Below are 26,460 nucleotides of genomic sequence, written 5' to 3'. Positions count from 1 at the left end.
GGGCCGGGGGCGGGCGCTGGTGGCGTCGCCGGTCCGCCGAGGACGAGGAGTCCGAGGAGATGTACGGGATCACCTACGAGGCCGAGCCGGACGAGGTCGACACTCCGCAGCGTTGAGGGGTGGCTGTCCGCGCCCGGGGAGGGGCCGACCACGGCGGCCGCCGAAGCCGTGGCCCGGCTCCGGCCGCCGGTCGCGTGGCCGCCGGTCCTCCTCCCGAACACGGCCGTGGGCCGCCCCGGTCTTTCGGGGCAGCCCACAGCGGTGTTCACGGGCCCGCTCCGTGCCCGGGGGCCTGTCCGGGCGCGCTGGCACAGCCCCGGCGCCGTGAAACCGTCAGCGGCGGGTCCTAGGCGTTCTCCTTGGGCGCGGGCTTGCGCCTGGCGGGTTCGAAGATGGAGTTGACCAGGTCGGTGCACCACTTGAGCAGCTCCAGGTCCCGCAGCGGCCTGCCGCCCAGGCCGCCGGACTTGGGCACCGGCACCAGCAGGGTCCGGGTCGTCTCCTTGTGGATCGTCTTGGGGTACAGGCGGCGCAGCCGCAGCTCCTGCGACTCGCGCAGCTCCACCGGGGCGAAGCGGATCTGATTGCCCTGCATCACCACGTCCGACAGGCCCGCGGACTTGGCCAGTACCCGGAACCGGGCCACCGCCATGAGGTTGTCCACCTGCTCGGGCGGGGTGCCGTAGCGGTCGGTGAGCTCCTCGTAGGCGGCGAGGATGTCCTCCTCGCTGGTGACGCTGGCGATGCGCTTGTAGGACTGCAACCGCAGCCGCTCGCCCGGCACGTAGTCGTGCGGGATGTAGGCGTTGATGGGCAGTTCGACCTTGGTCTCGACCTCCTCGGCCGCGTCCGGGTCGCCCTTGAGTTCGGCCACGGCCTCGCCGACCATGCGCACGTACAGGTCGAAGCCCACGCCCGCGATGGTCCCGGACTGCTCCGCGCCCAGGATGTTGCCCGCGCCCCGGATCTCCAGGTCCTTCATGGCCACGTACATGCCCGCGCCGGTCTCGGTGTGCTGCGCCACGGTGGCCAGCCGCTCGTAGGCGGTCTCGGTCAGCGGCTTCTCCGGCGGGTAGAGGAAGTAGGCGTAGGCGCGCTCTCGCCCGCGGCCCACCCGGCCGCGCAGCTGGTGCAGCTGCGACAGGCCGTAGGTGTCGGCGCGGTCGATGATCAGGGTGTTGGCGTTGGGCACGTCCAGGCCGGACTCGACGATTGTGGTGGAGACCAGCACGTCGAAGTTCTTCTCCCAGAAGTCGACCATCACCTTCTCGAGCTGCTGCTCGTTCATCTGGCCGTGCGCGTACGCCACCCGTGCCTCGGGAACCAGGCGCTGGATGCTCGCCGCCACCTTGTCGATGGACGCCACCCGGTTGTGCACGAAGAACACCTGCCCCTCGCGCATCAGCTCGCGGCGGATCGCCGCGGTGATCTGCTTGTCCTCGTAGGGCCCCACGAAGGTGAGCACCGGGTGGCGCTCCTCGGGCGGGGTGAGGATCGTGGTCATCTCGCGGATGCCGGTCAGGCCCATCTCCAGGGTGCGCGGGATGGGGGTGGCCGACATCGCCAGCACGTCCACCTGGGTGCGCAGCCGCTTGAGCGCCTCCTTGTGCTCCACGCCGAAGCGCTGTTCCTCATCGATGATGACCAGGCCCAGGTCCTTGAAGCGGGTCTCCGAGGACAGCAGCCGGTGCGTGCCGATGACCACGTCCACCTCGCCGGCGCGCAGCCCCTCGCGGGTGGCCTCCACCTCGCCGTCGGTCTGGAACCGCGACATCGGCTTGACGGTGACCGGGAAGGAGGCGTAGCGCTCGGTGAACGTGGACAGGTGCTGTTGCACGAGCAGCGTGGTGGGTACCAGCAGGGCGACCTGCTTGCCGTCCTGCACGGCCTTGAAGGCGGCGCGCACCGCCACCTCGGTCTTGCCGTAACCGACGTCGCCGCAGATCAGCCGGTCCATCGGGACCGACCTGGACATGTCCTTCTTGACCTCGTCGATGGCGGCGAGCTGGTCGGGCGTCTCCACGTAGGGGAAGGCGTCCTCCAGTTCGCGCTGCCACGGGGTGTCGGGGCCGAAGGCGTGCCCGGGGGAGGCCTGTCGCGCCGAGTACAGCCGGATGAGGTCGCCCGCGATCTCGCGGACCACCTTGCGGGCGCGGCTCTTGGCCTTGCTCCACTCGGCGCCGCCCATCTTGGACAGGGTGGGCGCTTCGCCGCCCACGTACCGGGTGACCTCGCCCAACTGCTCGGTGGGCACGAACAGGCGGTCGCCCGGTTGTCCGCGCTTGGAGGGCGCGTACTCGATGAGCAGGTACTCGCGGGTGGCGCCCTGCACCTGGCGGCTGACCATCTCCAGGTAGCGGCCCACACCGTGCTGCTCGTGCACGACGTGGTCGCCGGGCTTGAGCTGGAGTGGATCGACGGTGCCGCGCCGCCTGCTGGGCATGCGCCGCATGTCCCGGGTGGAGGACTTCTGCCCGGCCAGGTCGGTCTCGGTGAGCACCACCGTGTGCACCGACCGCAGCAGGAACCCGTGGTCGACCAGACCGGTGGTGACGGTGGCGACCGCCTGTTTGGGCCGCTCTGTCAGGTCCGCGGCCAGGGAGGCGCCCAGTCCGGCGTCGCGCAGCATCGCCACCAGGCGCTCGGCGGGGCCTTGCCCCTGGGTGACCAGCACGACGCTCCAGTTGTCGTGCAGCCACCCCTTGATGTCGGCCAGCGCGCGCTCGGTGTCTCCGCGGTAGGACTCGGAGGGCACCGCGCCGACGACGACGGCGTCGTCCTCCTCGGCCGCTCCGCCCTTCTCGTCCGTGGCGAACGGGGTCAGCCCCCACCAGGGCAGGCCCAGCTCGGCGGCGGTGGAGCGCAGCTCGGAGATGGACATGTAGGCGGACTCGCCCAGGTCGATGGGCGCCTCGCCGCCGGAGGCGGCGTTGATCCACGACGCGTCCAGGAACTCGGCGCTGGTGGCCTCCAGCTCCACCGCGCGGGTGCGGATGCGCTCGGGGTCGCAGCCCACCACCATCGCGTCCTCGGGCAGGTGGGCCAGGAACGGCTCCATGCGCTCGGCGAGCACGGGTGCGAAGGCCTCCATGCCCTCCACGGCGACGCCGTCGGCGATCTTGTGCAGGATCTCGGCGAGGGAGGGGTGCTCCTCGGCCAGCGCCCGCGCGCGCTCGCGCACGGCGTCGGTGAGCAGCAGTTCGCGGCACGGCGGCGCGAACAGCCCGGAGGAGGCGCTGGTGCGCGGCCCCTCCTCGCCGGAGGGCTCGATGGAGCGCTGGTCGGCGACCTGGAAGTAGCGGACGTCCTCGACGGTGTCGCCCCAGAACTCCAGTCGCAGCGGGTGCTCCTCGGTGGGCGGGAACACGTCCAGGATGCCGCCGCGCACCGCCATGTCGCCGCGCTTCTCGACCAGGTCCACCCGGGCGTAGCCGGTGTCGGCCAGGGCCTGGACGACCTCCTCCAGGGGGACTTCGTCGCCGGGGCGGATGCGCACCGGCTCCAAGTCGCCCAGTCCGGACACCAGCGGCTGCAGGACGCTGCGTACCGGGGCCACGACCACGCGCAGCGGGGTGGTCAGCGGGTCGGAGGGGTCGGGGTGGACGAGGCGGCGCAGGACGGCCAGCCGCTGACCGACGGTGTCCGAACGCGGGGAGAGCCGCTCGTGCGGCAGCGTCTCCCACGCGGGGAAGAGGGCCACCGAGTCCTCGGGCAGCAGGCAGCCCAGGGCGTCGGCCAGGTCGGAGGCCTCGCGCTCGGTGGCGGTGACGGCGAGCACGGGCCGCTGGGCGCCCACGGGGGCGTCGGCGGCCAGCGCCCCCACCATGAAGGGGCGCAGCGCCGCCGGGGCGACGAGGTCGAGGTGGGGATCGCGGCCGCCTCGGGCGGTCTCGATCGCGCTGTGCAGTGCCGGGTCCCTGGAGACGTCGGCGAGAAGTCCAATGAGGCTCATAGCACCAGAAAGTGGAAGTGGTCCGGATCAGGCGGTGGTGGTCGCGGCCTGCACGGGAAGAAGGCGGCTGCGTGAGTGGACGCCCGGCACCTCTCAGACTATCGAGTCCGGCGGTCCGGCGCGGGCGGGGTGTGGACAACCGGCGGCACGGGGCAGCCCCGTGCCGCCCGCGTCCCCGGCCTCGTGGCGGGAACGGCGGCGCACGGGGTAGAACCGTCTTCGAGCTGCTTCTATTCCGTCGGAGGCGGTGCGGGGGCGGGCCGCCCCGCGCCCGCGGCATACGCTGGACGCGTTTGCCGGACCGCCCGAGGAGAGGAAGCGCGTGGTGAGTGCCAACAGGCGTGGGAGTGCGCCGCAGGGGGGTGTCGGGAGTCCGGGCGCCCCGGTCTTCGCGCCAGGTCCGGACGGGCTCGCCCACCTGGAGCTGATCCTCAACGGCGCCTACCCGCTGCCCGGTTTCATGACGCGGGACGAGGCGGCGTCGGTGGAGCGGGACGGCCGTCTGCCCGACGGGCGCCCCTGGCCGGTTCCGGTCACGCTGGAGGTGCCCGAGGAGCTGTCCGGAGCCGACCACCTGACCCTCTCCGATCCTGAGGGCGCCCCGTTGGCCGGGCTCGACGTGACCGAGCACTGGCGCGACGCCGGGGGGCGCCACCTGCTGGCCGGTTCGGTGACCCTGCTGCGCCCGCCCACCTACGGCGTGCTGCGCGAGCTGCGGCCCTCTCCCGCGGAGGTGCGGGCCCAGCGGGAGCTGGAGCCCTCCGAGCGGCCCCTGCTGGCCGTGGTCACCGACCGGCCGCTGCACCACCGCGCCCTGCACCAGATCAGGGCCGAGGCCGACGCGCTGGGCTTGGTCCACGGTGAGGGCGGGCGCGCCGACGTGCTGGTGATCGTCGACGCCGGCCTGGAGGACGAGGGCATGGCCACGGCGGTGCTGGCCGCCGGGCCGCTGCTGCCCGCGCGCACCTCCTTCGTGGTGTGCACGCTGCCCAGGAGCGTCGACCGCGCACGGGGCCCGTTCGGCGGGCCGTGGGGGCCGCGCCAGGTGGCTCTGGCCGCGCACGTGGCCGCCTCCTACGGCGCCACCCACATGCTGGCGGTGACCGGCGGGGACGGCCCCGACGTCGAGCGGGTGATGGCCCTGCGCCCGCCCCTGACTGTGCTGGACCCCGAACCGTGGCGCTACCACTCCTCCGACGGGCTGTGGCTGCCCATGACCCGGACCGACCCGGCGTCCGCGCGGGTCGAGCTGACCGACGAGCAGGTGGAGGCCGAGTTGGCGCACGGGCGCGAGCTGCCCTCGTGGTTCACCCCGGCCCGGGTCGGCGCGGAGCTGGCGCGGCTGCGCCCGGCCCGCACCGCCAGGGGTCTGACCGTGCTGTTCACGGGCCTGTCCGGCTCGGGAAAGTCCACGATCGCCCGGGGGGTGTGCGACGGCGTCCGCAGGTCTGGGCGGCCGGTGACCCTGCTGGACGGCGACGTGGTGCGGCGGATGCTCTCCAGCGGGCTGACCTTCTCCCGCGAGCACCGGGAGCTCAACATCCGCCGGATCGGCTACGTGGCCTCGGAGATCACCCGGCACGGCGGGGTCACGGTGTGCGCGCCGATCGCCCCCTACGCCAAGGGGCGGGCTGAGGTGCGCGCGATGGTGGAGGAGTTCGGCGACTTCTTCCTGGTGCACGTGGCGACCCCGCTGGAGGTGTGCGAGGCCCGTGACCGCAAGGGCCTGTACGCCAAGGCGCGGGCTGGGGAGATCCCCGAGTTCACCGGGATCTCCGACCCCTACGAGGAACCGGACGACGCCGACCTGGTGGTGGACACCGAGGGCGTGGACCCGGCCGAGTCCGTGGCCAGGGTGCTGTCGGCCCTGCGCGCGGGCGGCTGGCTGCCCGAGCACGACGGCTGAACCGCGGCGCGAACAGTGGAGGACGAGAGTTGAACGACCCCCGAGACACCCAGGACGTGCGCGACGCGCGGGGCGGGAGGGAGGGCGGCCCGCCCGTCGGGCACCGGGTGCTGCGCCTGGTCGAGGTGATGGACACCCTGCGCCGGGAGTGCCCGTGGGACCGCGACCAGACCCACGGGTCGCTGGCCAAGTACCTCATCCAGGAGGCCTACGAGACCCTGGAGACCATCGAGGAGGGCGACTTCGCGCTGCTGCGCGAGGAGCTGGGCGACGTGCTGCTCCAGGTGGTCTTCCACGCGGCGGTCGCCGCCGAGCGGCCCGAGGGGGACCCGGCGCGGTTCACGGTGGACGACGTCGCCGACGCCATCATCGACAAGATGACCCGCCGCCACCCGCACGTGTTCGGCGGGGTGGAGGTGTCGGGCTCCGACGAGGTGGGGTCCAACTGGGAGGCCATCAAGGCCGCCGAGCGGGCGGAGAAGGCCCGGGCGGCGGGCGGCGACGGGCGCAACTCGGTCCTGGACGGGGTGCCGTTCGCCCAGCCCGCGGTGCTGCTGGCCGACGAGCTGCAGAGGCGTGCGGTGCGCAACGGCTTCCCCGCCGACCTGGTCGGCGACGACGGGGCCGAGGGCGGGGAGCTGTTCGCGGCTGTGGCGGCCGAACGCGGTCGGGGCCGCGACGCCGAGAGTGACCTGAGGGCGGCGGCCCGCCGGTTCGACGCCCGCGTGCGCGCGGCCGAGGACGCCGCCCGCGCCGATGGCAGGGAGCCCCGCGAGCTGTCCGCGGTGGAGTGGCGGACCTACTGGGACGAGGCGGGCGAGGTCTGACGGGTCGGCCGCGGGCGCGGCCCGTGTGACGTCGGCGTCCCTCCCCGTGTTGGCCGCGTCCCCGTCGCCGGTGTCGGCGCCCGAAGCGCGCCGGGGTACGGGGTCGTGCCGGAAGGGGCGGGCCGATCCGTTGGGCGCCGACCCGGGTCAGGCCCCGGCGGGTGCGGGGGCGTCCAGCTCCAGGACCTCCGACGCCCGTGACAGCCGGTCGTCGGAGCTGCCGGGGGAGGACAGCAGCGGGGCCAGCCGGAGCAGGAGGCCGCGTGCCATCAGCGCCGGCCGGGTGCGCGGGAGCAGGAACGCCTGGCCCCGGTCGGCGATGCCCTGGTTGGCCGCCACGAACGGCCTCATCCGGGCCTCGTAGGCGTCCAGCGCCGCGCGGTGGCCGTCGTGGCGGGCGAGTTCCTGGGCCAGGACGTAGGCGCCGACCATGGCCAGGCCGCTGTCCTGCCCCGACATGGGGGAGGGGCAGTACCCGGAGTCGCCGAGCAGGGTCACGCGCCCGGCCGACCAGCGGTCCATGCGGATCTGGGCGACTGAGTCGAAGTAGAAGTCCGCGGCCCTCTGCATCTCCTCCAGGATGCTATCGGCCTCCCACCCGTGCCCGGCGAAGGCGTGGCGCAGGAACTCCCTCTGCTCCCCGGCCGACCTGCGGTCGACGCCGTTCTCCTCCCGCGCGGACAGCGCCAGCATGGCCTTGGCCCCCTGTGCGCGGGGCGTGTGGTACATGGCTACGAGCCGCCCCGGGGTGTTGAACAGCACGGCCTCACGGTCCAGCCCCGGGTGGTTGGGCACCGTGAAGATGCTGATGTAGCTGCCCAGGAACCGGCGGTGCGGGGCCTCCGGGCCGAACGCGAGCCGCCGGATCGTGGAGTGCGGGCCGTCCGCCCCCACGACGAGGTCGAACACGCGCGGTCCGGACCGCGCGAAGGCCACGCGGACCCCGTCCCGCCCCTGCTCGATCGCGGTGACGGAGTCCCCGTACAGGTACTCGGTGTACGCGGTGGTCCGTGTGTGCACCAGGCGGACCAGGTCGCCGCGCAGCAGTTCGGCGGAGCGGCCGCCGGCGGTGACCGCGCTCGCCTCGAAGCCGCCCGTGCGCCTTGCGCGGGCGCCCACGGTCGTAGCCCCGGACATCTCGGTGGCCGAGGCCCGGATCCCGTCGAGCGCCCCCCTGCGCTCGGCGACGTCCAGGGCGGTGCCGCGCACGTCGACGGCGTAGCCGCCCGTGCGGGGCGCGGACGCGCGTTCGACGACGGTGGCTTCGACGCCGTGCCCCCGGGCGAGGACATGGAGGCGCTCTTCGCCAGGTACGGAGGACACGGCGGGGCCGACGACCCGCGCGCGCTGCTGGGCGACTACTGCGACGTCTGCGTGCGCCACAGCGCCCTGCCGCTCGCCGTCCTCAACGACCTGGGCGCGCTGGCCGACATCGGGTTGGTCGACTCCGTCGTCCCCTGGCGCCGACGCCTGGACGCCCTGCTCGTGGGGCCCGGGGCGGCGTGCCCGCCCGGATGGGCGCCGTGATCGCCCTGGGCGGCCTACAGGACCTCTCGGTCATGTTCTCCTTCGAGGAGGCCGCCGACCACCGGGAACGCGCCCTCGACATCGCCGTGGCCGCTCTGGAGGCGGGCCTGTCCGATATGGACTAGACCAATTCCGCCGGGTGCGCGCGTCCTCCCCGGTGCGGGGTCGCTAGTCTCGTGTCGGGTCCTGAACCAGTGGTCCGAGAAACCCCAAGAGACGGAGAGAGACCGTGGCGTCCATCGAGGCAGTACAGGCGCGGGAGATCCTTGACTCCCGGGGCAACCCGACAGTCGAGGTCGAGGTCCTGCTCGACGACGGAACCATCGCGCGCGCGGGCGTCCCCAGCGGCGCCTCCACCGGCCAGTTCGAGGCGGTCGAGCTGCGCGACGGCGGTGACCGCTACGGCGGCAAGGGGGTGACCAAGGCCGTCAAGGCCGTCAACGACGAGATCGCCGACGAGCTGCTCGGCCACGCCCCCGACGAGCAGCGCATCATCGACCGCGCGCTCATCGACCTGGACGGCACCCCGGACAAGTCCCGGATCGGCGCCAACGCCATCCTGGGCGCCTCCCTGGCCGTGGCCAGGGCCGCCGCTGCCGAGGCCGGGCTGCCCCTGTTCCGCTACATCGGCGGCCCCAACGCCCACGTGCTGCCGGTGCCGATGATGAACATCCTCAACGGCGGCGCGCACGCCGACAGCAACGTCGACATCCAGGAGTTCATGGTCGCGCCGATCGGCGCTCCCACCTTCTCCGAGGCCGTCCGCTGGGGCACCGAGGTCTACCACGCGCTCAAGTCGGTCCTCAAGGCCCACGGCCTGGCCACCGGCGTGGGCGACGAGGGCGGCTTCGCACCCAGCCTGGACAGCAACCGCGCCGCCCTCGACCTGATCGTGGAGGCCATCGAGAAGGCGGGCTACACCCCGGGCACCGACATCGCGCTCGCCCTGGACGTGGCCGCCAGCGAGTTCTTCAGCGACGGCGTGTACACCTTCGAGGGCAAGGCCCGCTCCTCGGAGGAGATGGCCGCCTACTACGCCGAGCTGGTGGAGGCCTACCCGCTCGTCTCGATCGAGGACCCCCTCGACGAGGAGGACTGGGAGGGCTGGAAGAAGCTCACCACCCGGCTGGGCGACAAGGTGCAGCTCGTGGGCGACGACCTGTTCGTCACCAACCCCGAGCGGCTCCAGCGCGGCATCCTGGCCGACACCGCCAACTCGCTGCTGGTGAAGGTCAACCAGATCGGCACCCTCACCGAGACGCTGGACGCGGTCTCCCTCGCCCAGCGCAGCGGTTACACGGCCATGATCAGCCACCGCTCCGGCGAGACCGAGGACACCACCATCGCCGACATCGCGGTGGCCACCAACGCCGGGCAGATCAAGACCGGCGCCCCGGCGCGCAGCGAGCGGGTCGCCAAGTACAACCAGCTGCTGCGCATCGAGGAGGAACTCGACGACGCCGCCGTGTACGCGGGCGTGTCGGCCTTCCCGCGCTTCGCCGCGCGCGGCTAGTCTGCCCCAGTGCCCCGCGAATCCGAGCAGCAGCGCCCAAAGGCCAAGAAGGCGGCCAAAGCCGACAGGCCCGGGCGCGGTCCTGCCCGGAAGACGGGGCCCTCCGGCACGGGCATGGGCCGCACCCCCCGGGTGCGGCCCATGCTCACCAGCCGCGCGGCCATCCTCGCGCTCGTGGTGTGCGTGATCGCGCTCAGCCTGGCCTACCCGCTGCGCGAGTACATCGCCCAACGGGCCCAGCTCGCCGATCTGCGCGAGGAGCGAGCGCGCATGGAGCAGAGCGTGCAGGACCTGCGCCAGCGCGAGGAGGAGATGACCCAGGACTCCTACGTGGAGCGCGAGGCCCGCGTCCGGCTGCACTACCAGTACCCCGACGAGACCGCCTACATCGTCGTCCCGCCCGACTCCGAGGGCGAGGACGAGGACGACAGCGGCCCCAGCGAGCCCTGGTTCGCCACCCTGTGGCGCTCGGTGGAGGAGGCCGACAGCCCGCCGCCGGACGACGGGCTCTGAAACCCCGCGCCCCTCAGAGCAGGGCGCCAGCGGCCCACGCCCCCGCCGCCAGCGCGACCAGCGCGCAGCCCCCGGTCAGGGCCGCGTAGCCGACGGCGGCCGGGACGCGCCCCTCCCAGGCCAGGGAGAGGACCTCGTGGGAGAAGGTCGAGTACGTGGTCAGCGCTCCGCACAACCCCACGGAGAACAGGGCCCACAACCGCGGGGAGAGCGCCGCCGCACCCGCGGCGCCGACCAGCAGACCCAGCAGCAGGGTGCCCGCGGCGTTCACGGTGAACGTGCCCCAGGGCAGCCCCGCGCCGACCGCGCGAGAGACGGCCCGATCCAGCAGGTAGCGCAGGGCCGCGCCCGCTCCGCCGCCCAGGCCGACCAGCCACACCTCCCAGTTCACGGCCGCCTCCGGCGGGCCGGCGCGCGGATCGCGCGCCCCGTGGCCCACGCGCCCAGGGCTGTCCCGGCCACCGCCCCGACCAGGGTGAGCGCCATGTAGGCCGCGGCCTCGGCGACTCGTCCTGATGCCGCCAGCGCGCCCGTGTCCAGGACGTGGGCCGAGTAGGTGGTGAACCCGCCCAGGAAGCCGGTGCCGAGCAGCTGCCTGACCCAGGGCGGTGCGGGCCGGGGGCCGGTGACGGCCGCGACCAGGACGCCGATGAGCACCGAGCCGGCGAGGTTGACGGCCAGGGTGGCCAGCGGCAGCCCGCCGTCGGGGGTCGGCCAGGCCTGCGCCACCAGGTGGCGGACCACCGCCCCCGCGGCCCCGCCGCAGGCGGCGATCCCGGCCATGGCGGCCACGTCCCGGGAGAGGGGCGCTCGGTCGTCGGCGGACATGGTCCTCCCCCCACACGTCGTGGCCCCGGACGCGGGAGCCGGAACGCCGGTGTCCGGGGACTGCCTGCGCACGCCGCGGTCGGCTGACCGCGGGCCCCACCACCCCGCGCCGACCCGTGGGACGGCGCCACGGGAGACCGGGCCCGTGCGCCGCCATCCTACTCGCGGGGCGCGGGGACGTTCCGGGCCGGCGACGGTTCCGCACGGAAGGGGCGGCAGGGACGCCCGCGCCTTCGGGTGCGTGCGCGGCCCTATGCTGGGTGCGCCATGACTTCCGCAGATCAGCCCGGGCACGTCGCCGGGCGCCCCGCTCCGGTCGCCGAGCGCGACACCGCCGCCGTCGAACTCCAACTGGGCCGCCCGCCGCGCGGTGTACGCGCTGTCGCGCACCGCTGCCCCTGCGGCCTGCCCGACGTGGTGCGCACCGCGCCCCGGCTGGAGAACGGCGAGCCCTTCCCGACCCTGTACTACCTGACGTGCCCGCGCGCAGCCTCGGCCATCGGCCGGATGGAGAACGAGGGCCGCATGCGCCGGATGCAGGAGCGCCTGGGCGAGGAGCCCGAACTCCGGGCCGCCTACGCCAGGGCGCACGAGTCCTACCTGGCCGAGCGCGCCGAGCAGGCGCGCCTGGACGGCGTCGAGCCGCTGCCCGAGGGCATGCAGAGCACCGGTGGCATGCCCACCCGGGTCAAGTGCCTGCACGCGCTGGTCGCCCACGAGCTGGCCGAGCCGGGTACCAACCCCTTCGGCGCCGAGGCGCTGGAGGAGCTGCCGCACTGGTGGGACAGGGGCCCGTGCGTGTGTGTCGACGAGGACGCCCCCGGGGGCGACGAAGGGAGCGCATCATGAGCGGTGTCGCGGCCATCGACTGCGGAACCAACTCCGTCCGGCTGCTGATCGCCGACGTCGTCCACGTGGGCGAGGACGAGGTGCAGGTGGTCGACGTCGACCGGCGCATGGAGATCGTGCGCCTGGGCGAGGGCGTGGACGAGACCGGGGCGTTCGCGCCCCAGGCGCTGGAGCGCACCTTCGAGGCGCTGCGGGGGTACGCCGAGGCCATCGAGGCGCACGGCATCGCCCTGGGCCCGGACGCGGTGCGCATGGTCGCCACCAGCGCCACCCGGGACGCGAGCAACCGCCGGGTCTTCGTGGACGGCGTGCGCGACATCCTCGGCGTGGAGCCCGAGGTGGTCACCGGCCTGGACGAGGCCGAGCTGTCCTTCGTGGGCGCCACCGCAGAGCTGGACGCCGAGGGCCCGGGCGAGGACCCGGCCCCGCCGTTCCTGGTCGTGGACATCGGCGGCGGCTCCACCGAGTTCGTCCTGGGCGGCGTCCCGTCCGGGGAAGACGGCGAGCTGGTCCGCGCTTCGCTGTCGGTGGACATCGGCTGCGTGCGCATGACCGAGCGCCACCTGCGCGGCGACCCCCCCACGGAGCAGGAGGTCGCGGCGGCCACCGCCGACATCGAGGCAGCGCTGGACGAGGTCGAGAAGGTGGTCCCGCTGCGCGAGGCCGCCTCGGTCGTGTGCGTCGCGGGCACCGCGACCACGGTCGCCGGTATGGCCCTGGACCTGCCCGAGTACGACCCCGAGCGCATCCACCACACCCGCGTGGGCGTCGCCGACCTGGACCGCATCACCGGGGAGCTGCTCAAGGCCACCTCGCGGGAGCGGTCGATGATCGGCGTCATGCACCCGGGACGGGTGGACGTCATCGGCGCGGGCGCGCTCGTGCTGTCGCGGGTGCTCGCCCGCACGGGGGCGGACTCCTTCACGGCCAGCGAGCACGACATCCTCGACGGTGTGGCCTGGAGCCTGGTCGTGTGACGTCTCCCGCGGGGGACGCCCGACCGGGTGTCTCCCGCGGTGCGCGCAAGGGCGCCACGGGTGAGACGTGTCACCTCCCAGGGGGCTTGTGAATGCTTTCACAACCGTTCTGACCTGCGAAAACGTCGGTATGGTGGAGCGGGAAGTGGTGGGAAGGTGGGCCGGTGTGAACCTTCTCTGTCGGCAGGTGCTTGTGAAAGAATGCACAAGCGAAGGGAAGAAGCACCCCGCTCCGACCCGGGCGGCACCCCGCCGCCACCGCGGCGCGGGCGACCGAAGAGCGTGACGACCTCGCGGCCCCTGGGAAGGGGCGCCACACAGAAGAACCGTTAGGGCGGAAATGCGATGACCGAGAGCAGGAACTACCGGCTGGTGCACGGCGGAGGGGACGACGCGGAGATCCCGCACATCCTCATCGTCGGCGGCGGTTACCTCGGGATGTACACCGCGAGGCGGCTGGAGAAGAAGCTCGGGGCGGGCGAGGCGCGGATCACCGTCATCGACCCCAATTCCTACATGACCTACCAGCCCTTCCTGCCCGAGACCGCCTCCGGCAGCATCTCGCCCCGACACGTGGTCGTCCCGCTGCGCAAGGTCTTCAAGCGGGTCCGCGTCCTGGGCGGCAGGGTCGTGCGCATCGACCACGCCGACCGCACGGTCCGCTACGAGCCCAACGTCGGCGAGGCCCAGACCCTCGCCTACGACTACCTCGTCATGGCCGCCGGAGCGGTCTCGCGCACCCTGCCCATCCCCGGCCTGGCCGAGTGGGGCATCGGGATCAAGACGGTCGAGGAGGCCGCCTTCCTGCGCAACCACGTCCTGGACCAGCTCTCCATCGCCGACTCCACCGACGACGAGGCCATCCGCCGCAAGGCGCTGAACTTCGTCTTCGTCGGCGGCGGCTTCGCCGGGGCCGAGGCCATCGCCGAGCTGGAGGACATGGTCCGCGACGCCGTGCGCCACCACCCCTCGATCGGCCTGGAGGACGTGCAGTTCTACCTCATCGAGGCGGCTGACAAGATCCTCCCCGAGGTCGGCCCCGAGGTCGGCAGCAAGGCGCTCAACCAGCTGCGCCGCCGCGGCATCGACGTCCGGCTCAAGACCTTCCTGGAGTCGGCTGTCGACCAGCACATCAAGCTCAGCGACGGCACCGAGTTCGACTCGGGCACGCTGGTGTGGACCGCGGGCGTCAAGCCCAGCCCGGTCGTGGCCGCCAGCGACCTGCCGCTCGGCCCCAAGGGCCACCTGGACACCAGCGAGTACCTGGCCGTCAACGGCGCGGAGAACGCCTTCGCGGGCGGCGACAACGCCCAGGTGCCCGACGGCAACGGCGGCTACTACCCGCCCAACGCCCAGAACGCGGTCCGCCAGGCACCGGTCCTGGCCGACAACGTGATCGCCGCCCTGCGCGGTACCGAGCCCAAGGCCTACCGCCACAAGAACCTGGGCGCGGTCGCCGGGCTCGGAGTCCACAAGGGCGCCGCCCAGCTGTTCGGCAAGATCAAGCTCAACGGCCGCCTGGCCTGGTACGCGCACCGGTCCTACCACCTGTTCGCGGTCCCGACCTTCAACCGCAAGATGCGCGTGCTCTCGGACTGGACGCTCGCCCTCTTCCTGCGCCGCGACTACGCCGCGCTCCCGGAGATGGCCGAGCCCCGTCAGGCCTTCGAGGAGGCCAGCCACCCGCAGGTCGAGGACGGCCGCCTCCGCCGGGTCAGCTGACCCGGCGCGGGCGCGGCGCCACCTCCGCGACGGGCGCGCGAAGCGGTCGGCTCCCCCTCGGGGAAGCCGACCGCTTCCTGTCCCAATGCGGCCAAGCCAAGTCAAAGTGGGCAATCAGCCCGCCCGGTATGATGGGCCACGCCCTCGTAGCCCAATGGAAGAGGCAGGCCCCCTAAAAGGGTCACAAGTGTCGGTTCGAGTCCGACCGGGGGTACCCACGGCAACCAGCTCCGACGACGCCTGCTCACCGAGCAGGCGTCGCGTTTTCCCGCAGGTGGACGCCCGCCCGCGGACACGGTCGGCAGTCCCTCAGCGCGTCGGTCCCTGCTGCTCCATCAACAGCTGCAACTGCGTGAACAGGCGCTCCCCGGGGTCCCCCAGGTCGATCCCGCTCACAGAGGCCGCCCGGCGCACCCGGTAGCGCAGCGTGTTCGGGTGGATGTGCAGCCGCTCCGCCGCCGCCCGCGCGTCCCCGAACGCCTCCAGGTAGGCCAGCAGGGAGTGCACCAGGTCGGCGCCGCCCGCGCGGTCGTGTTCGACCAGCCGGCTCACCCGCGGATCGCGCAGTGACGGGTCCCCGCGCAGCAGCGCCAGCGTCTCGCTGACCAGCACCCGCGAGCGCACGTCGGAGATGGTCGCCACGTCCCAGCCCGGACCCCGGCCGGGAGAGCGCTCCACCGCGTCCAGGACCCGGTCCGCCTCCGCGCGCGAGTCCGGCACGTCCCCCAGCCGTTCCACCAGCGACCCCACCGCCGCGCGCACCTCCAGCCCCAGCGCCGCGCGCGCCGCCGCCACCGTCCTGCGGGCCAGCGCCAGCACCGACCGCTCCACCCCGCGCCGCCCCTCCCGGACGCGCGCCAGGTCCGGCAGCAGCACGTACACCCGACCGCCCAGCGCCGTCACCAGGGCGCCGCGCCGGTAGGCCGCGGTTTGCACCGACACCAGGTCGATCAGCTGGCGGCGGCGCAACTCGCGCTCGGGCCGGTCGGGGCGCTCCTCCGCCGCGCCCTCGGCCCCCTCGACCGGGGCGAACGCCGCCACCAGCGCGCCCCGGCCGGCGTGCACCTCAACGGTGTCGGCCAGCGCGCCGGCGTCGATCCTGCCCTCCAAGAGGCTCGACAGCAGGTCCTCGCGCAGCCGCAGCCCCGCGCTGGCCTGCGTGCGCTGGCGGATCATCTGCAGCGCGGTGGTGCGCGCCGCGCCCAGCAGGGCCTCCTCCGCGTGCTCGGCCAGCGGCCGGTCGCCCTCCTGCACCCAGATCGCGCCCAGCGGTTGGCGCCCCGCGTGGATGCCCACGGCCAGCCGGCGCCTGATGCCCAGTTCGGGGTGCTCGTCCACCCGCACCACCTCCTCGCCCGCGCGCAGCTTGGCGAACACCCCCCACTCGCGCAACAGGGCCAGGTACGACTCCGGACCGCGCCTCCCCAGCACCGACAGCCGCCGCAGCTCGTCCACCTCGGCACCGCTGGAGTAGGCCAGCACCCGGCTCGCCGCGTCCTCGATGCTGACCAGCCCGCCGGTGAGCCGGGCGATGGTCTGCGCCATGGAGAACAGGTCGCCGCCGGACTCGCCCAGATCCTCCGAGGCGGTCAGGCGGGCGTCGTCCAGGATGGACCGGCACACCGACTGCAACTGGTCCCAGCGCACCTCGGGGCGGACCGTGAGCAGGGCGATCCCCGCCTCCCGCGCCTCGGCGCGCAGCGCCCTCGCCTCTTCGGCGCCCCCGGCCCGGGGGCCGCCGGGGCGCGTCCCCGCGCTCGGCGGCGCCTCCTCCGGCACCGTGTGCGCGCTGGTCTTGACCGCGACGGCCGTGGCGCCGCGCTCGGCCAGCGCCCCGACCATGCGCCGCGCGGCGGTGCCCCGGGCCCCGATCAGCAGCACCAGGTCCCCTTCGCGCACCTCCGTGCGGTCCTCCGGGTCGAGGATGACGACGTTGTCCACTTGGACATCGAGCCCGTCCGGGGCGGCGGCCACGTCCACGACGGGATCGCCGAGGGCCAGCAGCAGTCCACGCAGGGGCAGACCCGTGGTCCTGTCATCGGACGAACCATTCTGAACAGGCGGAACCCCCGGCCGCCGGTGCGGTCGGGTCGCCTCGCCGCCGGAGGCGCGGAACGGGTCGGAAGCTGGGCGGTCGTCGCTCATGTGTGTCCCATTTTGTCCTGGAGAACAAATAAGGCGGGTAAAGAGTGGCCTGGTCCACAAGGTTCGCACGCCCCGGTTCTGGGAGCGTTGAATCAGCCAACCCTGCTTGTTTCAGGGACATTCTTCACCGGGAAGGTGCCCATGGACGCCGTGACCAACGTCCCTCAGCCCCAGAACGAGCCCGTTCTGTCCTACGCTCCCGGCAGCGCCGAGCGCGAGGAACTCGTGGCCAAGCTTGAGGAGCTCGGCAGCCGCAGCGTCGACCTGCCGATGCGCATCGGCGGCGAGAGCCGCATGGGCGGCGGCGAGCCCATCGACGTCGTGCAGCCGCACCGCCACGCCGCGGTCCTGGGCACCATGCGCAACGCCACCCACGAGGACGCCCGCGACGCCGTCGCCGCCGCCAAGGCCGCCGCCCCGGCCTGGCGCGCGATGTCCTTCGACGACCGCGCCGCCATCCTCCTGCGCGCCGCCGAACTGCTCTCCGGTCCCTGGCGCGCCACCATCAACGCCGCCACCATGCTCGGCCAGTCCAAGACCGTGCAGCAGGCGGAGATCGACTCGGCCTGCGAGCTGATCGACTTCTGGCGCTTCAACGTCTCCTACGCCCGCGACCTGATCGCCCAGCAGCCGCTGAGCGTCAAGGGCGTGTGGAACCGCATGGAGCAGCGCCCCCTGGAGGGGTTCGTCTACGCGATCACCCCCTTCAACTTCACCGCGATCGCGGGCAACCTGCCCACCGCCCCCGCCCTGATGGGCAACGTGGTCGTGTGGAAGCCGTCCCCGACCCAGCAGTTCGCCGCCGAGCTGACCATGCGCCTGCTGGAGGAGGCGGGCCTGCCCCCCGGCGTCATCAACATGGTCACCGGTGACGGCCTCGCCGTCTCCGACGTCGCCCTCAACGACCCGGAGCTGGCCGGTGTGCACTTCACCGGTTCGACCAGGACCTTCCAGCACCTGTGGAAGAGCGTGGGCGAGAACATCGCCAACTACCGCTCCTACCCGCGCATCGTCGGCGAGACCGGCGGCAAGGACTTCATCGTCGCCCACTCCTCGGCCGACCCCGAGGTCCTGCGCACCGCCATCGTGCGCGGCGCCTTCGAGTACCAGGGTCAGAAGTGCTCGGCCGCCTCGCGCGCCTTCGTCGCACGCTCGGTGTGGGAGCGGGTCCGCGACGACCTCGTCGCCGAGACCGAGGCCCTGACCATGGGCGACGTGACCGACCTGTCCAACTTCGTCGGCGCCGTCATCGACCGCCGCGCCTTCGACAAGCTGGCCAAGGTCCTGGAGGACGCCAAGTCCGACCCGACCCTGACCGTCCTGGCGGGCGGCACCGCCGACGACTCCGTCGGCTACTTCGTGCGCCCCACCATCATCGAGGGCACCGACCCGTCCCACGACGTGTTCCGCACCGAGTACTTCGGCCCGGTCGTCGCCGTCCACGTCTACGAGGACGAGAAGTTCGACGAGGTCCTCAAGGTCGTAGACGAGGGCTCGGCCTACGCCCTGACCGGCGCCGTCCTGGCCAGGGACCGCGCCGCCGTGGCCAAGGCCAGCGAGGCCCTGCGCTTCGCCGCGGGCAACTTCTACGTCAACGACCGCCCGACCGGCTCCATCGTGGGCCAGCAGCCCTTCGGCGGCGGGCGCGCCTCCGGCACCAACGACAAGGCGGGTTCGGCGCAGAACCTGTCCCGCTGGTCCAGCCCGCGCGCCATCAAGGAGACCTTCGTCGCGCCGACGGTCTCCTCCTACCCCCACCAGGGCTGATGAGGAGTCCGGGCCCCCTCCCGTCCTGAGGGGGCCCGGGAACCCGCCCGTATCCACCGGCGCGGCCGGGACGAACCCCGCCGCGCCCCGCCCGCGCCAGCCCACCGGTTCGCGCACGTCTTTCCCGAGGTCACCATGCTTCGCAAAACCCTGCTGCTCGCCGCCAGGTCCCAGACCTGCCGCACCGTCGTCGAGCGCACTCCCGTCACCCGGGCCATGGTCAAGCGGTTCGTCGCGGGCTCCACCCAGGACGAAGCGCTCCCCGTGGTCGGGGAGCTGACCCGGGACCGCCACGTCACCCTGGACTTCCTGGGAGAGGACACCACCGACACGGCCCAGGCCGAGGCGACGGTGACCGCCTACCGGGACCTGCTGGCCGCGCTGGGCGAGGCCGGTCTGGCCGAGCGCGCCGAGGTCTCGGTCAAGCTCTCGGCGGTGGGCCAGTTCCTCAGCAGCGACGGCGAGAAGATCGCCCTGGACAACGCCCGCCGGATCGCCGAGGCGGCCAAGGCGGTCGGCACCACGGTGACCCTCGACATGGAGGACCACACCACAACCGACTCCACGCTTGGCGTCCTGCGCGAACTGCGCCAGGACTTCCCCTTCGTGGGCGCGGTGCTCCAGGCATACCTCCGCCGCACCGAGGCCGACTGCCGCGACCTGAGCGGGGCCGGTTCGCGCGTGCGCCTGTGCAAGGGCGCCTACGACGAGCCCGAGTCGGTGGCCTTCCGCGACAAGGCCGAGGTGGACAAGGCCTACGTGCGCGCGCTGCGCGTGCTGATGGAGGGTGAGGGCTACCCGATGGTGGCCACGCACGACCCGCGCATGATCGCCATCGCGGGCTCGCTGGCCGCGGCCAACGGCCGGGGCGAGGACGGCTTCGAGTACCAGATGCTCTACGGCATCCGCGACGCCGAGCAGGTCAGGCTGGCCGCCGAGGGCAACCGGATGCGGGTCTACGTGCCCTACGGCGACGAGTGGTACGGCTACTACATGCGCCGTCTGGCGGAGCGCCCGGCGAACATGCTCTTCCTCGCCCGCTCCCTGGTCACGCGCGGCTAGCTGTACTTGGCCGTCACGGCCCCGCCGCGCGGGCGGTCCGGGCCGGGGGAGGAGGGGGCGGCGTCCTCGGGCGCCGGACCCTCGGCGCGCCCGCGGGGGCGGGTGCCGACCCGCCGGGTGAGGGCTCCGGACCGGCTCCGGCCGGGCCGGGGCGCCGTGTCTGAACAGTGACCTCGCCCGTGGAACTCCGGAAGAGGCGCGTGCGTTACCTTGTGGGCAGCAATCCACGCGTGAAAGGGTCTTGACTAGACATGCGGATGCGGAGTTCCAACCCCGTCCTCAAGCGGGCGCTCCAGCAGGCCGGTCCTGCCGGGCACGCCCAGCAGGGGTTCAACGGCCAGCCGGGTTACGGCTACGGCCAGCAGCAGGGACCCTACGGCCAGCCGGGGTACGGACAACCGTACCCGCAGCAGGGCTACGGCCAGACCTACCCCCAGCAGGGCTACCCCGGCGGTCCGGTGCAGAGCACCGACAACCAGCCGATGACCATCGACGACGTGGTCGTGCGCACCGGTATGACGCTCGGTGTGGTCGCGGCCTTCGCCGTCGTCAACTACTTCCTCTTCGGCTCGGCCCCCGCCGTCGCCGTGGCGCTCACCCTCGTGGGCGCGCTCGGCGGTCTGGTGCTGGGCCTGGTGATCGCCTTCAAGCAGATCACCAACCCCGTCGCCATCCTGAGCTACGCCGCTCTGGAGGGCCTGCTCGTCGGCGGCATCTCCGCGATCCTGGCCAACAGCCTGTCGGTCACCACCGGTGACGCCGGTGCGGGCGGCGCGCTCGTGACCCAGGCGGTGCTGGGCACCGTCGTGGTGTTCGCCGTGATGCTCGCCCTGTACAAGTTCCGCGTCATCAAGGTGACCGACGGCTTCGTCAAGGTCGTCACGTACGCGGTCATCGGCGCCGCGGCCCTGATGCTGGTCAACTTCGTGGCCAGCTTCTTCATCGCGGGCGGCATCGGCCTGCGCGAGCCCAGCCCGCTCGGCCTGCTCGTCGGCCTGGTGTTCGTGGTCCTGGCCGCGCTGACCCTGGCCATCGAGTTCCGCGGCATCGAGGAGGGCCTCAACGCCGGCATCCCCAACAAGTTCGCCTGGCAGTTCGCCTTCGGCCTGACCGTCTCCCTGGTCTGGCTCTACATCGAGATCCTGCGCCTGCTCTGGATCATCAAGTCGATCTTCGCGGAGTAGTCCGCGCCCGACGCGCGGAGCACTCCCGAGGCCGCCCACGGCGTCCGCACACCCACGCGAGGGGCCGCCGCCCGGACGAACGTCCGGGCGGCGGCCCCTTCGCCGTGGTCGGCGAGCCCGCGGCGCGCTCAGGCGTTCCCGCGCCGGGGCGCGGGGATGGAGCGGTTCCTGCGGCGGCGGTCGTACTCCGTCACGAGGGCGTGCGCGTACCACTGGGGCAACTCGTACTCGTCGGCGAGCCAGTTCGACCGGTCCTGGCAGCGCACCAGGCCCGGCCCCCCGTCGAGGGCGTCGAACCACTCGTGGAGTCCCCGGCCGGTGACGACCGGGATGCGTTCGATGAGCTTGGCGTGGACCTCCGGCGAGTGGGTTACCGACATGGGCACCTCCGGCAGCGCGTTGGCGTGTGGCACTTACCTGCGACCCTGCATCAGGATCACGTTTTGGACAAGCCCCGGTCACCAGCTTTTACCTTGCCGGTGTGAGAACGTTCGTCTTCGAGGGGTTCCCAGACGAAACCTGTTGTGGCAGGCGGTAATTCCTGCGCGTTCCGGATGCGGAGGGCCGCCCGCCAGCCGTGCCCTCCGCGTTCGGAACGCTGACGCGTGGGACGGGAGCGGTCGGTCTCGGCGCGGGCCGACGGCTGGGGCGTGCACGGAGAAGGGCCCGGAAGGCACCGCCGCAACCCCGGCGGCGCCTTCCGGGCCCGGGGCCCCGCGGGTCGTCAGCTCAGGCGCTCGAAGACGGCGGCCATGCCCTGGCCGCCGCCGACGCACATGGTCTCCAGGCCGAAGGTCCGGTCGTGGAAGCGCAGGCCGTTGATCAGCGTGCCGGTGATGCGGGCGCCGGTGCTGCCGAAGGGGTGGCCGATCGCGATGGCGCCGCCGTTGACGTTGAGCTGGGAGTCGATGTCGATGCCCAGCCGGTCGGCGGAGGGCAGCACCTGCGCGGCGAAGGCCTCGTTGATCTCGACCAGGTCGATGTCGCCCATGGCCATGTTGGCACGGGCCAGCGCCTGCCGGGAGGCCTCCACCGGGCCCAGGCCCATGATCTCCGGGCTCAGGCCGGTCACGCCGGTGGACACGATGCGGGCCAGCGGCGTGATGCCCAGCCGGGCGGCCTTGGTGTCGCTCATGACTACCACTGCCGAGGCGCCGTCGTTGAGCGGGCAGGCGTTGCCCGCGGTGACGGTGCCGTCGGGGCGGAACACCGGCTTGAGCTCGGAGACCTTCTCGTAGGTGGTGCCGCGGCGGATGCCGTCGTCGGTGCTGACCACGGTGCCGTCGGGCAGGGTCACGGGGGTGATCTCTCGCTCCCAGAAGCCGTTGTCCAGGGACCTCTCGGCGAGGTTCTGCGAGCGCACCGCGAACTCGTCCTGGCGCTGACGCGAGACGCCGGTGGCCTGGGCGACGTTCTCGGCGGTCTGGCCCATCGCGATGTAGGCGTCGGGCAGGCCGCCGCCCTCGCGCGGGTCGGTCCAGGTTCCGGCGCCGCCCTCGGCGCGCTTGGCGGTGCGGGCCTTGGCGTCGTCGAAGAGCGGGTTCTCGTTGGCGCCGTCGTCGCTGCTGCCGTTGACGAACCGGCTGACGGTCTCCACGCCCGCGGAGACGAAGACGTCCCCCTCTCCCGCCTTGATGGCGTGGTAGGCCATCCGGGTGGTCTGGAGCGAGGAGGAGCAGTAGCGGGTGACCGTGGTGCCCGGGACGGTGTCCAGCCCCAGCTGGACGGCCACGATGCGGGCCATGTTGAAGCCCTGCTCGCCGCCGGGCAGGCCGCAGCCGAGCATCAGGTCGTCGATGCTGCCCGGGTCCAGCTCGGGGACCTCGGCCAGCGCCGCGCGGACGATCTGGGTGGTCAGGTCGTCCGGACGGATGTCCTTGAGCGAGCCCTTGAAGGCGCGGCCGATGGGGGAGCGGGCGGTTGCGACGATGACTGCTTCGGGCATGGCTGCGTCCCTAACGGTTGAGGTGCTGCGTGTGGAGCTGTGGATCCGGAGGGCCGGGCGACCTGCTCCGGCCTCGGTTGTTACTGACCAGTAAACCCGTCCGGGGATCCGCACGCCACCCGGGGCCCGTGTTCAGCCGCCCTCCCCGGAGCGGTCGGCGTTCCCGGTCGTGCGCACCCCGGCCGAACCGTTCGGGTGCCCGCGGCCGCCCCGGAGGTGGAACGGGCCGCGGACGAGCGCCGCCCAGCGCCCGTGCCTGCCCGGTGTCTCCCCGCTGCCCTGGGCGTCCGCCATGGAGACCTCCGTTCCGGGGGTCCGGGCGGCCACCACGGCCGCGCGGTCCACCGGCAGGACGCCGCTGCTGCGCTCGGCGTCCTCCAGTTCGGGAAGCAGCCCCAGGGCGGCGCAGGCCGAGGGCAGGACGGCGGAGGCGGCCTGCGAGTACCCGAGAACTGACGGATGAAAACGGTCAGGCCCGAACATGGATCCAGGATCTGTCCGGAAATGGTCGGCCAGTACGTCGCTCATGGAGACCGCGCGGCCCCCGGCCTCGGTGACCGCGACGACCTGGGCGGCGGCGAGCTGGCGGGAGGCAAGCCGGGCCACCGAGCGCAGCGGCCAGCCGATGGGCCGGACGGTGCCCAGGTCGGGGCAGGTGCCCACCACCACCCGAGTGCCGTAGCCGACTAGCAGGCGGACGGTCTCGCGGAGCTGGGCGACGGCCTCCTCGGTCCGCACGCGGCGGATGACGTCGTTGGCGCCGACGAAGATGACCGCGAGGTCGTAGCGGGTGGCCTCCTCCAGGGCCCGGGAGCGCTCGATCTGGACGCTCAGGTTGGCCGAGGTGGTTCCGGGGGAGGCGGTGCAGCGCAGGCGCACGGGGCGCTCGGCGGCCGCCGCCAGCCCCGAGGCCAGGAGGACGCCGGGGGTCTGGTCCGCCCGCTCGACCGCGAACCCGGCGGCGGTGGAGTCGCCCATCATCAGCATGCGGATCGGCGGTCCGGAGCCCTCGCCGTAGACGCCGTTGACCGCGGGCCTGTCCCAGCGGGGGGAGCCGACCGCGCGTCGGGCCAGCCTGGCCTGGAGGTAGAGGAGCGCGACGGTGCCGCCGCCCACGAGCGTGAGCCCGCCGCTGCCGAACGCGGTGGCAGCGGCGATCCGTCTTGCGCGTGCGGCTCGCAGCACCGGACACCCCCGAGGCTCGGACCCGCCTGCCCTGGGCGGGACGGATACGAGCGAGGTTACCGGTGGGCAACCCCGGAATCACGTACCCGGGCGGTACCCGGTCCGTGCCCCCGGGGTGAGACGACCGGCACCGGCGGGACGGGGTCGGGCGGCTGTCTCCCCGGGCGGCGGCGCGGGGCCCGCCGGGCGTTCGGGCACCGGCCGGTCCGGCCGTTCTCCGAGTGGGCGGAACCGGTTTCCCGGGCAGCGGAACCCGCTGGTGGAGACCACTACTAGAGTCTGAACGAGACGGGTCGGACCGGCCCACGGCCCCGGTCTCGCCACCGGGGCGAGGACATGGCGGGCCGAAACCCGGCCGCCACGACGCAGAGGGAGCGCAAGTGCGGGTATACGACTCACTGATCGACCTGGTCGGGGACACTCCGCTCGTCCGTTTGAACAAGGTCACCCAGGTCCTCGGCCCGAACGCCCCGACGGTCCTCGCCAAGGTCGAGTACTTCAACCCGGGCGGCTCGGTCAAGGACCGCATCGCGTTGCGCATGGTCGAGGCGGCCGAGAAGAGCGGCGAGCTCAAGCCGGGCGGCACCATCGTCGAGCCGACCTCGGGCAACACCGGCATCGGCCTGGCCATCGTGGCCCAGGAGAAGGGCTACCGCTGCGTCTTCGTCTGCCCGGACAAGGTCGGCCCGGACAAGCTCTCGGTCCTGCGCGCCTACGGCGCCGAGGTCGTGGTCTGCCCGACCACCGTCGCCCCCGACCACCCGGAGTCCTACTACTCCGTCTCCGACCGGCTGGCCACCGAGATCCCCGGCGCCTGGAAGCCCAACCAGTACGAGAACACGAACAACCCGGAGTCGCACTACCACAGCACCGGCCCCGAGATCTGGGAGCAGACCGAGGGCCGCATCACCCACTTCGTGGCGGGCATCGGCACCGGCGGCACCGTCAGCGGGACCGGTCGCTACCTCAAGGAGGTCTCCGGCGGCGCGGTGCGCGTCGTCGGCGCCGACCCCGAGGGCTCGGTCTACTCCGGCGGCTCGGGCCGCCCCTACCTGGTCGAGGGCGTGGGCGAGGACATCTGGCCCGGCACCTACGACACCTCGGTGTGCGACGACATCGTGGCGGTCAGCGACAAGGACTCCTTCCTCATGACCCGCCGCCTGGCCCGCGAGGAGGCACTGCTGGTGGGCGGTTCCTGCGGCCTGGCCGTGGAGGCGGCCCTGCGCGTGGCCCGGGACGCCGGCCCCGACGACGTCATCGTCGTGCTGCTGCCCGACGGCGGCCGCGGCTACCTCGGCAAGATCTTCAACGACGAGTGGATGGCCGACTACGGCTTCCTGTCCGCCGAGACCGAGGAGGCCACCGCGGGCCAGGTGCTGGCCGCCAAGGGCGGCGAGATGCCCGACTTCGTGCACGCCCACCCAGACGAGACCGTCGGCACGGCCGTGGCCATCATGCGAGAGTACGGCGTCTCCCAGTTGCCGGTGATGAAGGAGGAGCCCCCGGTGATGGCCGCCGAGGTGGTCGGCTCCATCGCCGAGCGCGACCTCCTCGACGCCCTCTTCGACGGCCGCGCGCAACTGGACGACCTGGTGGAGACCCACATGGGCAGGCCTCTGGCCACGGTGGGCACCGGCACGCCCGCGAGCGACTGCGTCCGCCTGCTGCGCGGTTCCGGCGCACTGGTGGTGCTGCGCGACGGCAAGCCGTTGGGGATCCTCACCCGCCAGGACCTGCTGGCCCACCTGTCGGGCTGATCCCGTCCGCGGGAGCCCCCGCGAGTCCGCCCCGGGGCCCGGGCCGCGCTCGAACCGAGCGCGGTCCGGGCCCCGCTGCGTACCGACCGGATATGTCGCCGCATACTCGGACACTGCTAATGTTCGCGACAGTTACTGATAGGTAATAAATGGGGGCACGCGTGTCGCGGCTGTTGTCCTGGATTCTCCGCTCCGTCTGGTCGTACGCCCGTACCAACGCCGAAATCCGCGCCGATTCCAGGGCGGCCCGCAGATTCGCGCGCTTCGGCACGGGCTCGGCGATCGCCTTCCCCACGGCCACCCTCTACGGCGAGCCCTGGATCGAGATCGGCGTCCACACCGTCCTGGGCGGGGACATGACCCTCGCCGCCGGGATGGGCCCCGACTACGACCTGGGCCCCGGGACGGTCGTGCGGATCGGCTCGGGCTGCGCCATCGGGCGCGGCTCGCACATCGTCGCCCACAGGTCCGTGGACATCGGCGACCACGTGTACACCGGCCCCTACGTCTACATCACCGACCAGAACCACGCCTACGGCAACACCGAGATCCCGGTGGGCCTCCAGTGGCCGGTGGACGACCCCGTCAGCATCGGCGACGGCACCTGGATCGGCGCGAACGCCGTGATCCTGCCCGGAGTGCACCTGGGCCGCAACTCGGTCGTGGCCGCGGGCACCGTGGTCCGGCCGTTCTCCGAGTGGGCGGAACCGGTTTCCCGGGCAGCGGAACCCGCTGGTGGAGACCACTACTAGAGTCTGAACGAGACGGGTCGGACCGGCCCACGGCCCCGGTCTCGCCACC

21 protein-coding genes, 1 tRNA gene and 1 pseudogene are annotated in these 26,460 nt (G+C 72.9%); 15 read left to right on the top strand and 8 right to left on the bottom strand.

What is annotated here, in order from left to right:
- Positions 1–346 precede the first annotated feature (346 nt).
- Positions 347–3,952: a transcription-repair coupling factor gene (mfd, locus tag ABD54_RS14450; RefSeq protein ID WP_047869990.1), complete on the bottom strand. Its 3,606-nt coding sequence runs from the start codon at positions 3,950–3,952 to the stop codon at positions 347–349.
- 322 nt (positions 3,953–4,274) lie between these two features.
- Between mfd and cysC the strand changes: the two genes are divergently transcribed.
- Together cysC and ABD54_RS14440 are read left to right on the top strand one after the other, a co-directional pair.
- Positions 4,275–5,858: an adenylyl-sulfate kinase gene (cysC, locus tag ABD54_RS14445; protein WP_047869989.1), complete on the top strand. Its 1,584-nt coding sequence runs from the start codon at positions 4,275–4,277 to the stop codon at positions 5,856–5,858.
- 128 nt (positions 5,859–5,986) lie between these two features.
- On the top strand, positions 5,987–6,685 hold the full coding sequence (locus ABD54_RS14440) for a MazG family protein (RefSeq protein WP_047869995.1): 699 nt from the start codon (positions 5,987–5,989) through the stop codon (positions 6,683–6,685).
- A gap of 147 nt (positions 6,686–6,832) precedes the next feature.
- Here the strand turns inward: ABD54_RS14440 and ABD54_RS14435 are convergent, their stop codons facing one another.
- Positions 6,833–8,008, bottom strand: coding sequence for an FAD-dependent monooxygenase (locus ABD54_RS14435; RefSeq protein WP_047869988.1), 1,176 nt, complete (start codon positions 8,006–8,008; stop codon positions 6,833–6,835).
- Between ABD54_RS14435 and ABD54_RS29025 the strand changes: the two genes are divergently transcribed.
- From ABD54_RS29025 to ABD54_RS14420, 4 genes are all read left to right on the top strand, one after another.
- Positions 7,958–8,212: a hypothetical protein gene (locus ABD54_RS29025; RefSeq protein WP_235432064.1), complete on the top strand. Its 255-nt coding sequence runs from the start codon at positions 7,958–7,960 to the stop codon at positions 8,210–8,212. The genes ABD54_RS14435 and ABD54_RS29025 overlap by 51 nt on opposite strands.
- Positions 8,200–8,337 (top strand): hypothetical protein, encoded by a 138-nt coding sequence (locus ABD54_RS29020; RefSeq protein WP_235432063.1) that lies wholly within the window; start codon positions 8,200–8,202, stop codon positions 8,335–8,337. The genes ABD54_RS29025 and ABD54_RS29020 overlap by 13 nt, the downstream gene beginning before the upstream one ends.
- A 104-nt stretch (positions 8,338–8,441) precedes the next feature.
- The gene (eno, locus tag ABD54_RS14425; RefSeq protein WP_047869987.1) at positions 8,442–9,725 is read left to right on the top strand and encodes a phosphopyruvate hydratase; all 1,284 of its coding nucleotides are present in this window, start codon (positions 8,442–8,444) and stop codon (positions 9,723–9,725) included.
- A 141-nt stretch (positions 9,726–9,866) separates the two neighbouring features.
- Complete coding sequence (locus ABD54_RS14420) at positions 9,867–10,238, top strand: septum formation initiator family protein (RefSeq protein ID WP_047869994.1); 372 nt, start codon at positions 9,867–9,869, stop codon at positions 10,236–10,238.
- A 13-nt stretch (positions 10,239–10,251) separates the two neighbouring features.
- On the opposite strand, the gene crcB (ABD54_RS14415) is transcribed toward ABD54_RS14420, so the two are convergent.
- Positions 10,252–10,629 carry a fluoride efflux transporter CrcB gene (gene crcB / locus ABD54_RS14415; protein WP_047869993.1) on the bottom strand — a complete coding sequence of 126 codons (378 nt, stop codon included), beginning with the start codon at positions 10,627–10,629 and terminating at the stop codon, positions 10,252–10,254.
- Positions 10,626–11,066: a fluoride efflux transporter CrcB gene (gene crcB / locus ABD54_RS14410; protein WP_047869986.1), complete on the bottom strand. Its 441-nt coding sequence runs from the start codon at positions 11,064–11,066 to the stop codon at positions 10,626–10,628. Before crcB (ABD54_RS14410) ends, crcB (ABD54_RS14415) begins: the two co-directional genes overlap by 4 nt.
- Before the next feature lie 267 nt (positions 11,067–11,333).
- Here crcB (ABD54_RS14410) and ABD54_RS14405 point away from each other — a divergent pair, with 267 nt between their 5' ends.
- From ABD54_RS14405 to ABD54_RS14390, 4 genes are all read left to right on the top strand, one after another.
- Positions 11,334–11,915, top strand: coding sequence for a DUF501 domain-containing protein (locus ABD54_RS14405; protein WP_047869985.1), 582 nt, complete (start codon positions 11,334–11,336; stop codon positions 11,913–11,915).
- Positions 11,912–12,892 (top strand): Ppx/GppA phosphatase family protein, encoded by a 981-nt coding sequence (locus ABD54_RS14400; protein WP_047869984.1) that lies wholly within the window; start codon positions 11,912–11,914, stop codon positions 12,890–12,892. Before ABD54_RS14405 ends, ABD54_RS14400 begins: the two co-directional genes overlap by 4 nt.
- A 345-nt stretch (positions 12,893–13,237) precedes the next feature.
- Complete coding sequence (locus tag ABD54_RS14395) at positions 13,238–14,614, top strand: NAD(P)/FAD-dependent oxidoreductase (protein WP_047869983.1); 1,377 nt, start codon at positions 13,238–13,240, stop codon at positions 14,612–14,614.
- 140 nt (positions 14,615–14,754) lie between these two features.
- Positions 14,755–14,828: transfer RNA gene (locus tag ABD54_RS14390), tRNA-Leu, on the top strand.
- 95 nt (positions 14,829–14,923) lie between these two features.
- On the opposite strand, the gene ABD54_RS14385 is transcribed toward ABD54_RS14390, so the two are convergent.
- Entirely contained in the window at positions 14,924–16,759 is a 1,836-nt protein-coding gene (locus ABD54_RS14385; RefSeq protein ID WP_235432062.1) for a PucR family transcriptional regulator, read from the bottom strand.
- Positions 16,760–16,900: 141 nt separating this feature from the next.
- Between ABD54_RS14385 and pruA the strand changes: the two genes are divergently transcribed.
- From pruA to ABD54_RS14370, 3 genes are all read left to right on the top strand, one after another.
- Entirely contained in the window at positions 16,901–18,526 is a 1,626-nt protein-coding gene (gene pruA / locus ABD54_RS14380; protein WP_047869982.1) for an L-glutamate gamma-semialdehyde dehydrogenase, read from the top strand.
- Positions 18,527–18,661: 135 nt separating this feature from the next.
- Positions 18,662–19,588 carry a proline dehydrogenase family protein gene (locus tag ABD54_RS14375; RefSeq protein WP_047869981.1) on the top strand — a complete coding sequence of 309 codons (927 nt, stop codon included), beginning with the start codon at positions 18,662–18,664 and terminating at the stop codon, positions 19,586–19,588.
- 251 nt (positions 19,589–19,839) lie between these two features.
- A complete protein-coding gene (locus ABD54_RS14370; protein ID WP_047869980.1) occupies positions 19,840–20,772 on the top strand; it encodes a Bax inhibitor-1/YccA family protein in 933 nt (310 codons plus the stop codon).
- Positions 20,773–20,900: 128 nt separating this feature from the next.
- On the opposite strand, the gene ABD54_RS14365 is transcribed toward ABD54_RS14370, so the two are convergent.
- From ABD54_RS14365 to ABD54_RS14355, 3 genes are all read right to left on the bottom strand, one after another.
- Positions 20,901–21,152, bottom strand: a complete 252-nt coding sequence (locus ABD54_RS14365) for a DUF4287 domain-containing protein (protein WP_047869979.1) — start codon at positions 21,150–21,152, stop codon at positions 20,901–20,903.
- A gap of 344 nt (positions 21,153–21,496) precedes the next feature.
- Positions 21,497–22,717: an acetyl-CoA C-acetyltransferase gene (locus ABD54_RS14360; protein ID WP_047869978.1), complete on the bottom strand. Its 1,221-nt coding sequence runs from the start codon at positions 22,715–22,717 to the stop codon at positions 21,497–21,499.
- Positions 22,718–22,849: 132 nt separating this feature from the next.
- Positions 22,850–23,902, bottom strand: coding sequence for an SGNH/GDSL hydrolase family protein (locus ABD54_RS14355; protein ID WP_047869977.1), 1,053 nt, complete (start codon positions 23,900–23,902; stop codon positions 22,850–22,852).
- Positions 23,903–24,282: 380 nt separating this feature from the next.
- Between ABD54_RS14355 and ABD54_RS14350 the strand changes: the two genes are divergently transcribed.
- Positions 24,283–25,659, top strand: a complete 1,377-nt coding sequence (locus tag ABD54_RS14350; protein ID WP_047869976.1) for a cystathionine beta-synthase — start codon at positions 24,283–24,285, stop codon at positions 25,657–25,659.
- Positions 25,660–25,808: 149 nt separating this feature from the next.
- A pseudogene (locus ABD54_RS14345) lies at positions 25,809–26,348 on the top strand (acyltransferase); the annotation flags it as partial.
- Positions 26,349–26,460: the final 112 nt, after the last annotated feature.

It is taken from the genome of Nocardiopsis sp. RV163 (genome assembly GCF_001029525.1).
GTDB lineage: Bacteria > Actinomycetota > Actinomycetes > Streptosporangiales > Streptosporangiaceae > Nocardiopsis > Nocardiopsis dassonvillei.
The sequence above is the reverse complement of the archived record's forward strand: the minus strand, read 5'-3'. Positions and strand labels throughout refer to the sequence as shown.